This is a genomic window from Spirulina subsalsa FACHB-351 (assembly GCF_026130165.1).
Lineage (GTDB): Bacteria > Cyanobacteriota > Cyanobacteriia > Cyanobacteriales > Spirulinaceae > Spirulina_A > Spirulina_A subsalsa_A.
This window is the reverse complement of sequence record NZ_JAIHOM010000117.1, coordinates 1-15,473: the sequence shown is the minus strand read 5'-3', so window position 1 is coordinate 15,473 and position 15,473 is coordinate 1. Positions and strand designations below refer to the sequence as shown.

General features: G+C 48.2%; 10 protein-coding genes. 5 read left to right on the top strand and 5 right to left on the bottom strand.

The window, feature by feature from the left end; genetic code table 11:
* Positions 1-317: 317 nt before the first annotated feature.
* Positions 318-2,897 (top strand): CHAT domain-containing protein, encoded by a 2,580-nt coding sequence (locus K4A83_RS18365; protein ID WP_265266120.1) that lies wholly within the window; start codon positions 318-320, stop codon positions 2,895-2,897.
* Between the two features lie 105 nt (positions 2,898-3,002).
* On the opposite strand, the gene K4A83_RS18360 is transcribed toward K4A83_RS18365, so the two are convergent.
* From K4A83_RS18360 to rsmG, 3 genes are all read right to left on the bottom strand, one after another.
* Positions 3,003-4,535, bottom strand: coding sequence for an ArnT family glycosyltransferase (locus tag K4A83_RS18360; protein ID WP_265266119.1), 1,533 nt, complete (start codon positions 4,533-4,535; stop codon positions 3,003-3,005).
* A 94-nt stretch (positions 4,536-4,629) separates the two neighbouring features.
* Positions 4,630-5,331 (bottom strand): lecithin retinol acyltransferase family protein, encoded by a 702-nt coding sequence (locus tag K4A83_RS18355; RefSeq protein WP_265266118.1) that lies wholly within the window; start codon positions 5,329-5,331, stop codon positions 4,630-4,632.
* Positions 5,332-5,410: 79 nt separating this feature from the next.
* The gene (gene rsmG, locus K4A83_RS18350) at positions 5,411-6,133 is read right to left on the bottom strand and encodes a 16S rRNA (guanine(527)-N(7))-methyltransferase RsmG (protein WP_265266117.1); all 723 of its coding nucleotides are present in this window, start codon (positions 6,131-6,133) and stop codon (positions 5,411-5,413) included.
* A gap of 221 nt (positions 6,134-6,354) precedes the next feature.
* Between rsmG and K4A83_RS18345 the strand changes: the two genes are divergently transcribed.
* The 4 genes from K4A83_RS18345 (at position 6,355) to K4A83_RS18330 (ending at position 13,465) form a co-directional block, all read left to right on the top strand.
* Entirely contained in the window at positions 6,355-7,557 is a 1,203-nt protein-coding gene (locus K4A83_RS18345; RefSeq protein ID WP_265266116.1) for an HhoA/HhoB/HtrA family serine endopeptidase, read from the top strand.
* Between the two features lie 181 nt (positions 7,558-7,738).
* The gene (locus K4A83_RS18340) at positions 7,739-8,653 is read left to right on the top strand and encodes a hypothetical protein (RefSeq protein ID WP_265266114.1); all 915 of its coding nucleotides are present in this window, start codon (positions 7,739-7,741) and stop codon (positions 8,651-8,653) included.
* 430 nt (positions 8,654-9,083) lie between these two features.
* Positions 9,084-12,953: an OmpA family protein gene (locus K4A83_RS18335; RefSeq protein WP_265266112.1), complete on the top strand. Its 3,870-nt coding sequence runs from the start codon at positions 9,084-9,086 to the stop codon at positions 12,951-12,953.
* A 2-nt stretch (positions 12,954-12,955) separates the two neighbouring features.
* Positions 12,956-13,465 carry a Rab family GTPase gene (locus tag K4A83_RS18330; protein ID WP_265266111.1) on the top strand — a complete coding sequence of 170 codons (510 nt, stop codon included), beginning with the start codon at positions 12,956-12,958 and terminating at the stop codon, positions 13,463-13,465.
* On the opposite strand, the gene K4A83_RS18325 is transcribed toward K4A83_RS18330, so the two are convergent.
* Together K4A83_RS18325 and K4A83_RS18320 are read right to left on the bottom strand one after the other, a co-directional pair.
* A complete protein-coding gene (locus K4A83_RS18325) occupies positions 13,462-14,325 on the bottom strand; it encodes an SWIM zinc finger family protein (protein ID WP_265266110.1) in 864 nt (287 codons plus the stop codon). The two genes, K4A83_RS18330 and K4A83_RS18325, sit on opposite strands and share 4 nt — an antisense overlap.
* 32 nt (positions 14,326-14,357) lie before the next feature.
* Positions 14,358-15,122, bottom strand: coding sequence for a M15 family metallopeptidase (locus K4A83_RS18320; RefSeq protein WP_265266109.1), 765 nt, complete (start codon positions 15,120-15,122; stop codon positions 14,358-14,360).
* Positions 15,123-15,473: the final 351 nt, after the last annotated feature.

The window sequence follows — 15,473 nt, the reverse complement described above, 5'->3', positions numbered from 1 at the left end:
AAATGCGGTCGGGCAGACCGTATCAACGCTCGTCGAGGGTAAAGATATCGGGGTTGGAGTTTATACTCCAGCTAGAGTCTCCCTGTGACACGAGAATCCCCGACCGTTTACGGCGGGGAGTTGTCAAACTCATGCAAAGGGATCTCTAGCCTATTTTTCGATTTATTGATGACGGTGTTCTGTTGGGTTGCGCTGGCGCTTCACCCAACCTACAGATCGCGAAACCATTATCAATTATCAATTATTAATTGTTCTGTTGGGTTGCGCTGGCGCTTCACCCAACCTACAAATGGACCAAGTAATCAAGGGGAGGGGAGATGAAAACCCAGCGCTTAAATTTCCGGTTGGTCATTGTGGCCGTTCTCTCCTGCTGTCTCTGTTTTCTGACTCCTTCCCTCAGCATGGCTCAAGGGGGGGGGTTTGCTTTGATTGAACAGGGGTTAGTCGCTTATCCCCAAAACCCGGCAGCAGCGATCGCTTTGTGGCGGCAAGCTCTTCCCCAAGGGACTCGCAACACTCAAGCGCTGATTTATCATTACCTGTCTTTGGGGTATCAGGAGTTGGGACGGTGGCAGGAGGCGGAGGAGGCGCTGAGGGAAGGGTTTCGCCGTTTGCCGGGGGGAGAAGCTGGGGAAAATTTGGCGGTTGAGGCGAGGTTGTTGAATACTCAAGGGCGGTTCTATTGGCTCACAGGACGGCCTCAGCAGGCCCTAGGAGCGTGGCAAAGGGCGACGAGGGCCTATGAGAGGGTGGAGGATCGGGAGGGGGTAATTGGCAGTTTAATTAATCAATCTCAAGGGTTGCTCTTTTTGGGGTTTCCCTTGGAGGCGAAAGGGGTTTTAGAGCGGGTGGAGGGGGCGTTAGAGGGCTTACCGGAGGGGGATTTAAAGGAGCAGGGGCGGCAAAGTTTGGGGCGGGTGTGGCGACAGGTGGGGGATTTGAGGCGGTCTGAAGCGATTTTAAAACAAGGGAGGAGTAGTGGGAGTGGGTTGGAGTTGGGGAATACGAGACGGGTGTTGTGGCAACGTGCGATCGCCTTTCAAGAAGAACCGGATGTTGAATCCGCTCTGAGTGCCTATCAGGAGGCGTTTCAACGGGCAATAACCCCCCTAGAACAAGTGCAAGCTCAACTCAATGGGTTAAGTCTCCAAATTGCAGCGCAACGGTGGAGGGAAGCGGCAGAAGTTCAAGCCTCCCTCGCCCCTTTACTGGCACAACTCCCCCCTAATCATTTCAGTCTGGAAACTCAGTTAAATTTTGCCCAGAGTTTAATCTGTTTACAAGAGGAGTTAAATCGGGTGCCGGGGGTGCCAGGATGTCCGGCGGTTCCTCCGGTTCAGTCTACTCCTACAGGGGCTATCATTGGTCAGCAATTGGCGCAAGGGGTACAAACGGCGCGGGAGTTAGGGGATTTACGGCTGGAGTCTGCGGCGCTGGGACAGTTGGGGGAACTGTACGAACGGAATCAACAGTATAGTGAGGCGGAACGTTTGACCCAACAGGCTTTAAGGATTGCTGAAGATCGGCAGGCGCTGGACTTGCGGTATCGCTGGGAATGGCAACTGGGGCGGTTAGCGGAACGACAGGATAATCCCGAAGGTGCGATCGCACTCTACAAAATTGCCCTCAAAACACTGGATCAAGTTCGTTCTACTTTATTACCCCTTGACCCTAATATTCAGTTTGATTTTCGGGATAATATTGAGCCAATTTATCGCCGATTAGCAGAGCTTTTGCTGGAAGAAAAACCGGGAGAGGAAAACATTAAAGAAGCCCTCGAAACGATTGATCAATTGCAATTAGTAGAGTTAGAAAATTTTCTCCGATGTCGCATCTTACCCCTAGTTCCCATTACAAGAAACCTAGCTTACTTAGATGATCAAACGGCTCTAATTTATCCTATTTTATTTGAACATAGAATAGCGATTATTGTCAAGTTTCCTCACCAACCCTTTAAAGCCTATTGGGTCGATGAAAGCCGGGATGAGATTGAAAATGAAGCGTGGGACTTTGTGGATTTACTGATTAACCAAGGAGAGAGCGAAAAAATATACGAGCTAGGAAACAGCTTTTATAAAAAACTCATTAAACCTTGGGAAAGTGAACTGAAAAATTATCCGGCATTGAAACATTTAGTTTTTATTCTAGACGGGGCATTACGCAATATCCCTATCTCAGCATTGTGGGACGAAAAAGACCAAAAATATTTAGTAGAAAAACCTTATAGTTTGTCAATTTTACCGAATCTTAATGTTTTCGACTTACAGCGCGTTGCCCAAACTAAGCTGAATCTTTTGTTGTTGGGAGTCAGTGAGGAAAGAACTATCGAAGATGAAAACTTTAGCGCATTGGAGAATGTTGAGCGAGAATTAGAAGAGATTGGGGCAATTTTTCCCGCCAAGACCTTGTTAAACGCAGACTTTTCTCAGCAAGTTTTAGAGCAGTTATTAGAAAATGAATCCTTTTCAGCCATTCATATTGCGAGTCATGGACAATTTAGCTCTAACTTAGAAAATACTTTTGTGATGACTTATCATGAACTCTTGCGAATCAATACCCTTCAACGGTTAATTAGAACCAATTTTGAACGGCGACTGACTCCTTTAGAAATCCTTAGCCTCAGCGCCTGTGAAACTGCCACTGGGGATAATCGAGCAACGTTGGGATTAGCGGGAATTGCCGTGCGTTCTGGTGCAAAAACAACCTTAGCTAGTCTTTGGCGAGTCAATGATGCTTCAACTCAGGTGTTAATGACTGAATTTTATCGACAGTTACAAAATCCTATAATGACTAAAGCGGAAGCTCTTCAGCTAGCACAACAAGAATTAATGAAAGACGTGCAATATAATTCACCTTTTCATTGGGCTGCTTATATTTTAGTAGGAAATTGGTATTAAAATTAAATCGGTTTTAATGCTCCCTAGAATGGGTCAGAAACAAGAATTTAGGGAATACAGGAATAAGTATTCCTGACGAACTATATTTTAGGTTGAAATTCTATTCTATCTCAAATTTTGCCGTAAATAATGGGTTGCGCCTTCATAACGTTTTACCTCATAATAATCAATAATTGGAGACTGTTTAAAATAGCTGAGAACCTCGGGAAAACGAGCCATTAAAACTTGCTCAGGTTGGTATTTTAAGATTAGTTGATCTAAATATTCACGGGTAAACTCATCCGATGCTACTCGTTTACGGGAGAGAGTGGCAATTTCTGGGGGAACTTGCCAATGAGCATAAACAGCATACATGGGAATATCTGTAAACAGCCATTGGGTGTTAGGATAGGTTTTAATGAGGTCTTGTAGAATAGTATTTTCCTGTTGTGAAGCCCGGAGTAATGACTGATTATTGAGATAAGTTATTGTGAGTTTAACGGGAATAACCGCGAGGGAAAAGATGAGGAAGTAAACCGCAAGATTGCGTGGAATAATCTGTCTATATTTTCGTTGCTTAATTGCCAATGAAATAGGATACTTTTCGAGAGTTTCTAGGGCAGATTTGATGCTCATAACGGCTAGCCAAGTGAGGGGAATTGAAATTAACTGAGCGTGGTGATACCAAATGGGTTTATGATTGAGCAACATGACGGTTGCTAAAATGAGCCAAAACAAGGGAAATTGTTTGATTTCCAGATTTTTGACCCGAAGTAGGGAGGGAATCGTTAAAGCGGCGAGTAGGGTATAGTCTAATTCTTGTAGGTACATTACTAAGGTATCTAAGATACTATTTTCTCGGGCAAAGACACTTTTTAAGTCGGTATCAATATGCTGCTGAAAGACTTGTTGTAAGCTAAGTTGGGGAATGACTAGGAATGGGAGAATATAGATGAGGGTAAGGGCGAGTAAAAAAAGGCTGATTGGGCATAAAATCATCCAGATTTTAGAGGTTGCCCAGTTTTGGGTATTCAAGCTTTGAGGTTTTTGGCGTAAACTGAAGAGCAAAAGATAAGTTAAAATCAGGGGCAATAATAAAATAGTGAACATTTTAAGCTGTAAGGATATGCCAAAAAATAACCCAGAGAAAACCAGCCAGTATCGTTTCTTCTCTTGCTCTAAATACTCAAATAAACTATAGATAGAAAGCAGGGCAAAAGCTAAGGCAGGTAAACCAATCATGACCGAAACACTTAGCCGGAAGAAGTTACAAGAAATGGCGAGAAAAAATGCTCCTAGGAGGGCGTATAAATTGCCAACGGTGAGACGTAAAAGTTGAGCAAATGTCCAAATTAGAAAGGTGGCAAAACAGAGAATTAAGCAACGTGCGGCTAGGATGGAATTGCCCCAAATCTTAAGCCATTGATCTAAAATAAGGGTGAATAGTGGGGGTTGATCGCTCCAAATTTCGCTATACAGGGAAAAACCTTGCTGATAAAGCAAGGTTTTAATCATTTCTTGTCCTTCATCGGTGTCAAACTGAAAGACTTCTCTAATGGGCATGAAGGCAAAGGTGAAGAGGAAAAAAGTTAAGGGAAGTAGGCCGTGAAAAATCAGAAAACGGTGATGATATATAAATTTTTCAATGGTGGTTAACATTTAGTTTCGGGGGCAGTTAATTGAGAGGATGAATGGGTCAGTCGGAGGGATTAACTCTGACGCACCCTAAAATAATTGATGGGATTGAATCCAATTACATGGAATTACCATAGATGTTAATATCTTTTTGGGCTGCATTTTGTAGTAACGTTTTTGTCATCGTTGCTAACTTATTGAGTTGGGTTTCTAGCTCTTGGGCTTGTTTTTTATATTTTAATTTTTTGTGTAGGGCGGCCCGGGCTAAATCTTCACGGTTTTGTTGTAAGGCTTGTTGGGCGACTTTTTGCCAAATTTCTTGTTCTGCGATCGCCTGTTTATAGCGAGGCTGTAAATTATTCCACAGTCCCTTAATCTCCCCAAGGGCTTGATGCACCAACTGTTCAGCATTTCGGGCATCTGTGCCTTGCAGGGCTTCCCGTAACGGTTGTTGTAGATTTTCCGGTTTCCACTGACTCACCACAGGCATAAAATCCTCAACTTGTTGGCTAAAACTAATCCCGGTTTTACACCAAGTGGCGAAGTGTTCACAATTATTGAACAGTAAATTATATTTACGTTCTCCTAAACGACTCATAGCACGATGCAATACAACATCGGGAATAAAACTGGTGGGGTAGGTTTTCACATAAATCCGATTCCCTTGGCTAAACAGTCCCAGAGAAGTGCGTTCGATAGTTTCACTCGGTTTGCGATAATGAATCACAGTCCCATCCCCACAGTCAATCCCGTGGTGTTCATACACCCCTTGAAGATTTAAAAACTCACGATGCGCAAAAATCTGATCCCCTCGTGCCATAGAACAGTTCCTCAAGATCACTCATCTCTAGGATACAACGCTGATCTGAGGTCGATAGGGAGCCTTTCCCGTAGCTAGATTAAGAAAGGGGGCGCTGTTGGGGAACTCCGACGCGACGGGGAAATTGGGGGGGAGTGGGGTGGATTTTCTGAAGATAGACAGCGTGCCGGATACTGTGAGTTAGGGGGGTTTCATAGGGAATAGTTGCGATCGCCTGTCCCCCCAATTGTGGCGCGATTTGTTCGAGCAGTGCCGCTTCTTCCTCGCTCCACTGTCCACGATAGAGGAGGGCGATTCCGCCGATTTTCAGGAGGGGGAGAGCATACTCCAGACAGGAGGCCGGAGAGGAGACAGCACGCAAAACCGCGAGGTCGTAAGTTTCCCGGTGTTGGGGGTTTTGACCCATTTCTTCGGCCCGGGATGCGATCGCCTCCACAGAAGACAGCGACAACTGTTCAATCAAACTCTGGAGAAACAGGACTTTTTTCTGAGTCGAGTCTAGGAGAGTAATGGCATAGTCAGGATAGGTAATCGCCATCGGTACCCCCGGAAAGCCCCCTCCCGTCCCAATATCAATCACCTGCGCTGCTGTGGGAATCACAAGAGAGGGCGGCAAGTGCCACAGTCCAGCCAGAGAGTCCCAGATATGCTTTTCCAGAAACTCTAAGGGGTCAGTAATGCGGGTTAAATTGAGGGTTTTATTTTGAGCCAACAGAATCTGATAAAACGTCTCACACTGGGCTTTTTGGGCATCATTTAAGGCATTCAGGGGAAGTTCAGACCAAGGCAAAGTAAAGGTCATGGGGAGGGAGTGGCTCAGAAAACTTTAGGGGAAAATCGCCTACAAACTAAACCATAAAATCCCCCGATTGGCAACCCGACCCGTGGGACTTGATAGGCTCTAGTTGGAACAGAAGGGAGGGCGAAGAAGTCGTAGAAACCGACTTTCTAGGAAACTCCAAAACAGCTATCTTAGATTAATAGACCAACTTTTCCACTGTCTGAGATGTAAGTCAAGTAACCATGCGTTTTTCTAAAGTTATGACCCGAATTAGCACTCATATACTGGCGTTGATTGTAGGGGTAGCCCTGACCTTTGGGACTTTGCGGGTGGCGGCATCTCAAGCGGAACCAGCCCCAGCTAGTCCTATTGTGGCCAATTCTAACCCCACGCTACTCGCCCAAGCTTCTCCCACACCGGGGCGGAGTAGTTTTGTCACCCAGGCGATCGCCCGGACCGGGCCGGCTGTCGTTCGCATAGATACCGCCCGCACCGTGACCACCAATTTTAGTCCCTTTTTTGAGGATCCCTTTTTCCGGGAATTTTTTGGCGATCGCTTTTCCCAACAAATGCCCCAAGAACGCCGAGAACAAGGGCAAGGTTCCGGTTTCATTATTGACAGCAGTGGGATTATTTTAACCAACGCCCATGTCGTTAGCGGGGCCGATGAAGTCACCATTACCCTACAAGATGGGCGAGAATTCGAGGCCACCGTGCGAGGAACCGATCCCGTCACCGATTTAGCCGTGGTGAAAATTAATGGCTCTCCTAGCAACCTTCCCGTCGCTGCCCTAGGGGATTCTGGACGGGTACAAGTGGGGGATTGGGCGATCGCCGTCGGCAGCCCCGGAGGCCTCAATAATACCGTCACCCTGGGCATTATCAGCACCCTCGATCGTCCCTCCTTCCAAGTGGGCATCCCCGACAAACGAGTTAATTTTCTCCAAACCGATGCAGCGATTAACCCCGGCAATTCTGGCGGTCCCCTCCTCAACGATCTCGGAGAAGTCATCGGAATCAACACCGCCATCCGGGCCAATGCCACCGGAATCGGATTTGCCATCCCCATTAACAAAGCCAAGGAACTCAAAGATATCTTAGCCGCCGGGAGAGAAGTTCCTCATCCCTTCGTAGGGATTGAAATGCGGGATATTACCCCAGACATCGCCAAGCGGTTCAATCAAGACCCCAACTCTACAATTATTCTCCCAGAAGTTAACGGCGTGTTCGTTGCGCGAGTCCTACCCAATACCCCCGCAGAACGAGCCGGATTAAGACGGGGTGACGTAATTTTAGAAGTAGATGGTCAACGAGTCACCAGAGGGTTAGAAATTCAGAACAAAGTAGAAAACAGTGGAGTCGGAAAAGCCCTGAAATTCAAAGTACAACGCGGAAATCAAACCCTAAACCTCAACGTCACCACCGCCCAGTTACAAAATAGCTAATCTGACGGTGATGTGAACAAAAACCCAACATTTCCCATTAAGGAATGTTGGGTTTTGCGCCGTCAACTTTCAACTCCTCTCACCGCTAACCTTTCAGGTCTAGCGGGAGACCCCTCGGAATATTTAAAGCACTAAAGCTACGGCATGGTAAAATCCGGCTAATTTTGACCGAAAAAAGCCCGTGACTCGCTTCCTCCATGACCAATTCGCCAAAGACTACCTCGAAGAACTACTCACCCCCTACGGCACCATTCAATCCCCCCGTCGTATCCCCGCAGAAGTGCGAGAAGTAGACCTTTGGTTTTCACCCCATCCAGAATTCAACCTTTCCCCTGACTCCTTGGGCATCTTAGCCCGTGCCATCGAAACCCCTGCCCTGTTTGAACCCTTCCGCAATCCCGCCACTCCCCAGGCCATCCTAGATTGTCTAGTCAAATTAGTAGAAATTAACCGAGAATTGCAACGGGATAGTAATCGTCAAGAGGGGAGCATTTCTCCCGATACTCCAGCCCCTCGCTTGTGGATTCTCACCCCCACAGCATCTAGAACCCTCTTATCTGGATTCGGTGCTACCCTAGACTTAGAATCTTGGCCAATGGGGGTTTACTTCCTTCCCCCAACCTTGCGGACGATGATTGTGGCGATTCATCAACTCCCCCGAACGCCAGAAACCCTATGGTTAAGGATATTAGGACGGGGAAGGGTACAAACCCAAGCGATTCAGGAATTAGAGGAATTATCGCCAGAGAATCCCTTTCGAGGGAGTACATTAATGGCACTGAATCGCTTAAAAGCTCATTTAGACGAAGATGTTAATCCGAATTGGGAGGATAGAGAATTAATTATGCGGTTATCTCCTCTTTTTGATCAACAGTTGGAAGCGGCCAAACTATCGGGTTTAGAACAGGGTCTAGAACGAGGTGAACGTCTGGTTGTGGAGAATTTGCTTCAGTTTCGTTTTGGGTCAGTTGATGCTGAGTTAGCCCAAATTATAGAGGCTGTCTTGAGTTTGCCCGCTTCGGAGTTCACGCCCTTATTAATGCAGTTATCTCGGGAAGAATTGATTGAGCGTTTTGGTGGAGCATCTCCCCGTTAAATTGAGTCTTAATCCATGAAAAGGGGGCGTTTCTTCCTGGAACGGGTTGTGGCCTATTCGTGGCTCGCAGCTTACCCAATACCCCCGCAGAACGGGCCGGATTAAGACGGGGTGACGTAACACAGTAGAAAACAGTGGGGTGGGAAAAGCCCTGAACTTCAAAGTACAACGAGGGAATCAAACCCTAAACCTCAACGTCACCACTGCCCAGTTAAAAAATAGCTAGGGCTTGTTGAATAACTTCGGGAGTCGGGGAGCGGGGGAGAGGGGGAGTTTGAGAACTGATAATGAATAATTGAGCATTGATTACCCCGACACTTGTCTGTCGGTAAGATTCTCCACTAACATCTACTATTAACTGGTAATAGGCTGGGGTTAGATTCGGGAGAACTTCACCTCGGCTGGCTGTGAATTATAGGGATGGTGGTCTATGGCATCGTCAAAGCAGAATCAAGGGTCGGCAGAAGCGAAATTGAAACGCAACGGACAGAATGGGGGGACTCCTCCGACTGTTCCCGATCCGTGGAATCAAGATGAGGCGTTTGATTTTTGGTCAGACGTGGGGAATCGTGAGGAAAATTTTGATCAAGTGCCGCCCTCAGAACAAAGTACCGGGAGTAAATTCTCCGGAGGCCATCCCGCTCAGGATGATAAGTTAGCGGGAGTGCTAGAAGATTTACAGGAACTGTTATCCCAAAAGCCCTCCCCTAGCCAGACTCAACCCCCACCAACCATGACTGAGCAGGACAAAGCGCGATCGCTCTCTCCCACCCTTGACCTCACCCAGAAAATCCATAAGTTTCAACCCGGTCTAGACGAGGACGAGGTTGAACTGCCCCCGTCCCGAATTTCCCCAGAATCCGCCTCCCCCCCGGAAATAGCCTCCGTTGCCGAATCCGTCCCCCCGGCCGACTCCGCCAGTCCAGAACCCCCCATTGCATCGGCCCATCCCACTACCAGCCCGGAAGCCGCCAAAACTCCACCCCCTATTGATCTCGCTGCGATCGCCTCTTTTCTCTCCTCCCGTAAAGGAGAGAAGGCAACAACCCAACAGCAAGACCCCGTACAGTCCTTCACCCCTGACGTTACCCCCTCCCAGCCCAGAGGTGAGGGAGAAACCCTCATTGCTTTCCCCCAAAAAGACGAACCGGACGTCAAAGCAGAAAACATCCTTCCCTTCCAAGGGAAAACCCCCCCCCGAGAAAAAGTCATCCCCTTCCAACAGAAACCCCCGGAAGAGGAAAACCTCCCCTCATCAGAACCCGAAACTCCAACCCCAGAAACCCTTGTTTCTCCTGACCTAGAACCCGAACAGGAAACCCTCTCCCCGGCCGAGGCAGCATCAAGACTAGATACCTTGCTAGATGCTGTCTTTCCCCTCACAGAAGAGTCCCCCGAAGATCACCCAGCCACCCCACCCCCAGACCCGGCCCGAGAAGACCAGAAGGAAGACCGCGAGAATCAGTCCTCTGAAACAGTGGCAACCTCAGCCTCTCCGTGGGCTAATCCCTTCCCCACTCCCCCCCCACCCCCCCCGAGAAAGACAGTCGAGGAGCATAAACCCTCAGCCCCAGCGAGCCAAAATGGGGCGAATTCAGGGGCAAGAAATGGTTCTCGCAATGGCTCAGATCAAAACGGGAGACAGAAACCCACCGGGACAGTGCGCAGTGGGACTAAACCCTTCCTGCGTTCCCAAGCCAAGAAAAAAGAAGATCCCCTCAAGAGTTTTCGGGATTTACTCCTCTCTCCCACCCCACCCCCTCCCCCAGTAGAGGAGGAAGAGGATAATCTCCTAGATACTCCCGATTTGTTACTAGAAGCCTCTTTAGAGCAACTCCAAGGCTGGGCGCAGGAACGTCAGGCGACGGCTGCGGAACGGGAAGCTGACCTTAGCCCTCTTGTGGAAGACCTAGAGGCAGAACTCACCCCTCCGATGGCTTCGGTTGAGGAAATTGAGGAAATCACCCCTCCGGTACGGAATAGGGAAGAACTCACCCCTCCGATGGCTCCGGTCGAGGAAGTTGAGGAAATCACCTCCCCGGTAGGGAATAGGGAAGAACTCACCCCTCCGATGGCTCCGGTCGAGGAAGTTGAGGAAATCACCTCCCCGGTGGGAGAACAGGAAACTGTGGCAGAACCTCCCACAGTTAGCCATCAGGAGGTAGTCCTTGAAGATGAGCTTGAACCCCAGATCCAGACTGAACCTGTGCCTGAGCAAGTTATGCCTCCAGAAACAATCTCAGAGGTCGTTTCTGCGCCTTCTGAGGCCTTAGACCCCCCTGAAATGAGTTCCCCCTCATCTCCCAAGGCTGAGGAGGTTGTGGAGGCGATTCAGCAGCAATTAGAGCGCATCAATCAGAGCGATCGCCAAGGGGACAGGAAAGAGGAACTCAACGAGGCGGACTTTGCTCAGGTGCGCCAGTTAATCGGTCAGTTAGAAACCAAGCTCTCATCTTTGGAAAATCAGGTCTATGAGCCTACGGAGGTGATTAATCCTCTGGTGCCGTTGATGGTGCAGTTATTAAAGATGAAGGTGGGAGTTTCTCAAGAGGCGATGACCGAGTTATTAGTTCCCATTATTGACGACATCATTCAACAACGGGTCACTCAAGATCAGGTGGCCATGAGTCAAGCACTGGCTCAGGTGTTACCCTTGGCCATTGAACAAGAAATCCAACGTTCTCCCCGGGCCATTGCGCGGGCGATCGCCCCCGAAATCGCCGCCGCCCTGCAAGAGCAGAACAAACTGGAACGGGATGCCATCCCCGAAGCCTTGGGGCCAGCGATGGGAAGGGCAATTAAAGCCCAAATCGAACTGGAACGGGATGCCATGGTGGATGCCCTATATCCCGTCGTGGGGAACACCATTTCTAAGTACATGGGCGAACTGGTGGCCTCGATTAATGAGAAGGTCGATCAAACCCTCAGTCTTTCTGGCGTGCAACGGAAAATTAAGGCCAGAATCCAAGGGGTATCGGAAGCGGAGTTAATCCTACAAGAAGCCTCTCCGGTGAAAGTGCAGGCCATTTTCTTAATTCATAAGGCATCAGGCTTGGTGATTGCGGAAATGCAGCCTCATGGGGAGCAGCGTCTGGAATCGAATATGATTGCTGGGATGCTGACGGCCATTCGCAGTTTTGTCAATGATTGTATTGCTGAATCTGGGCAAATTGCCGAACTCAACGAAATTGAGTATGGGAACTCGCGGATTATTTTGGAGGTGGCGGGGTATTGTTATTTAGCCGTTGCGGTGGAAGGAAATCCCTCTACGGCAGTGGTGAAACATCTGCGACGTACCCTCGGGGAGATTACCCAAAAACATGGTCAACTGATTGAACAGTATGATGGCGATCGCGCTGGGATGCCAGATAGTGTGACCCAAGCCTTGGAACAACTGGAACAGAAGCTGCAAAAAAGCGGACAACAAAAATCTCCCTCGGCTTTGCTCACCCTGTTGGTCATTCTGTTAATTGTGGTGGTTTTACCTTGGAGTTATTTCCAAGTTCGTGGGTTTTTAGACCGTCGTTTAGAGTCGCAAATTGAGTCCGCCCTCACGGATTTGGAAAATGCCTCCTATTCCCAACTCACTCCGACAGTCAACGGAAAACGGGTGATTTTATCGGGACGAGTTCCCCTTGAACAAGTGAAAGCGGATGCGGAAAAAATGGTCGCGGGAATTAACTCAAATTTGGAAGTAGATAACCAGATTATTGTGGTACAAATTCCCCCAGATCCTGCCAATGTGGCCAATACGGTGGCTGTGGTTGCCAGTCTTTTAAACCGCAGTAATAATGTTAATCTTACGGCTGGATATCAACCCGGAACAGTCATTTTACGGGGGAACTTTAATAACCCAGAGGACTATAAACTGATTGTAGAATCCTTTGACCAGATTCCGGGAATTGAAACGGTCAATACAGCCCAACTGTTACCGGAATTTTTGCGGGAACGGGTGTTTTTTGAGATGGGATCGTCTCGGGTTCCTTTTGGGAGTTTGTCTAATGCCAGAGTGAATCAAATCCGCAACTTTTTAGCGGAATATCCTGAGATTGGTTTAAGAATTATTGGTCATAGTGATTCTGCTGGGCCGGCTCAGAGTAACCAAGAATTGGCAATGGAACGGGCGAAAAATGTCCAAAGTGTGTTACTCTCTCAAGGGCTTGATCCCGAACGTTTAGCGATTAATGGAACGGCTGAACCACCCCCGGAAGTGGAAACTAATGATTCAGCCGATCGCAGTCGAGTTGTGCGTTTCGAGTTAATGCCTGCACCCTCCGCATCTTCCCTTCCTGCCCCCTAATTATGAGTGTTGTCTCAAAAAAAATTTGTTTGCTGGGTGATTTCTGTGTCGGGAAAACCAGCTTAATTCGTCGTTTTGTAGACGGACAGTTTAGTGATCAATATTTATCAACAGTTGGGGTGAAAATTTCCCGTAAAGTGGTGCTTTTGCCCGAAGGGGAACACAATGTGGAATTGTTAATCTGGGATATAGAAGGACATACCTCTTTCCGCAATGTGGCGCGCAGTTATTTACAAGGGGCAAAAGCAGCTATTATTGTGGCAGATGTCAAGCGTCAGGACACAATTCTTAATGTAGAAAAACACTTAGATTTATTTTTTACGGTTAATCCTCAAGGTTGGATTTTGGTGGCCTTTAATAAGTCTGATTTATTAAATCCATCTCAGTTGGAAACGTTATTAATGCAGTACCCGTTTGAACAGGCGCAAATTGTGGATACTTATATTACCTCCGCCAAAACGGGGGAGGCTGTGGATGAGATGTTTCAATGTATTGCCGAGAAGTTAGCTTAACTGCTGGGAGTTTCTCGATTGAGTGCGGTGGCGATCGCACGTTGACTGGCAATTTGATAGGCTTGTTCGAGGGCTTGACGCACCATTGCCGCATCATGGGAAGGGAGGGGAGGATTGCCCAGTAATTCTAAGATGCCCTTACTTTCGGAAGTCGGTGCGTTCGCGGAGTGTCCCGAAGGAATCACCACTAAGGAAGAATCTAAGGGTTCCTCATACTCCCAGAATAGTTCAGGATTGAGGGGGGTTTGAGTATTTTTCGGTTTCGGGGCTTTCTTCTTAAGTCCCTTGCCATTTTCCTTACTGTTGCGCTTGCCGCCATCCTTAACTGACTTCGCTCGCACCTGACGCAGGGCATCTAAAATCTGCCCCTTGGTGCGCCCCCGTAACTGGAATAGGACAAAGGGATCTTCACTAAAGCGATCGCCCAACTCATAGTACACCGCCCCAATATGCTTACAGGGGTTGGCTGGATCCGGACAAGTACAACGGGAATGAATATCCGACAAGGTGAAGGGAAACAAACTTAAACCATTGGCCGTAAACACTTCCTCAATATTGGCTGGCATTTCCCCGGCCAACAACTGCGCCGCATAAATAGCCTTTTCCGACATGGTTTCAATGACATAATTCCAGTCCTCATTAGAAAACGGCGTTAAGGACAAAGACACCTGATAGGGATCCACCTCACTCCCCTGCACCTTGGCCAATACCTTCGCCCCCTTAAATTCAATAGACAAGACATTCCCTTCCATGGAATACTTGCGCGCTCGTTCTAACCGTTTCTTAAAACGGTAGGAGTCTAGTAACTCTAACCAACGCTCCACCCACCATTCTCGGCTTTCAATTTGATAGTTCGTCATGGTTGTTGCCGCCTAAAATTTGTTCAATAGCCCTACTCCCGCCGGAGATTTTGCGCCCGGTAGAAAGTTTCTAAACTCTCAATATCTCCCACAAAACGCCAATGCCAAGGTTCATAGGCGATGCCTTGGGGATTATCTTGGGGGAAAGATAGCTCAAAACTAAAACGAGAGGCATTTTGTTCTAACCAACGAAACGCCGCCGTATTTTCAAAGTTAACACTTAAATTGGTAGCCGGAGCGCGACCATCCCCAATATCAACGGCATAGCCCGTGTGATGTTCACTATACCCCGGAGGCGCGCTCACTTCTGCCCGTTGTGCCGCTCCTTGATTGCGTTGCTGCTTCACCCCGAAAAAGAGATATTGCTGCTCCTCCACAGTGCGAAAGCCGGAAATCGCGCTTAAAATGACCCCATCCGCTCGTGCTGCGGCCTCCATTGCTCGGTACTGTTGAGCGGCACTCCGACGGAGACGGATGCGACCATCCCGGGTAATGGGTTCAAGATCGTCGGGGGATGCTTCCTGATAGGGGAGATGACCTAAAACATTTTCAACGGCTAATTCTTGACGTTCTGCCACCTCAGAGGAAGGTTCTGCTGGGTCGGGTTGAGATTGGGTCAACGGAGAACCCTCCATCTCGAAGAGATAAAAGGCGAGGGCGGCGATCGCACCTAAACCCACTAACCCACCCACTAGCAGCCAGAGAACCCCGCCTCGCTTGGGTTCTACCCTTTGGTTTTCCCGTTGGGCTACTGGAATTTCGTCCCAATTGGGAATTTTTAACTTTTCTTGTCCCATCCTCACCTTATCCAACCTTCTCCACTCAGCCTAGCGGGTATTGATAGTTACATGAACGCCACCTTTAGTCACTTAAAATATAGCACTCACTCGAACAAAAACTGAACGCGCTGGGTTAAAAGCTGACGGAGGCAACTTGGGCAGAAGAAGCGATTAAGCTCTAACCAGACAGACGATACTGGGGTTACTGAAACCCCGTCCGTCTGTACGGCGGGGTAATTCAATGTTTACCAAAAACCCTGGGTCTAAAGCCCCGTCCTTCTAGGACGGCTTTTTCTTAATCGTAATACAATTAAGAGAATCACTTGCATTTCGTAAGATGCTCATTCTTTCCTATCAATACAAGTTGCG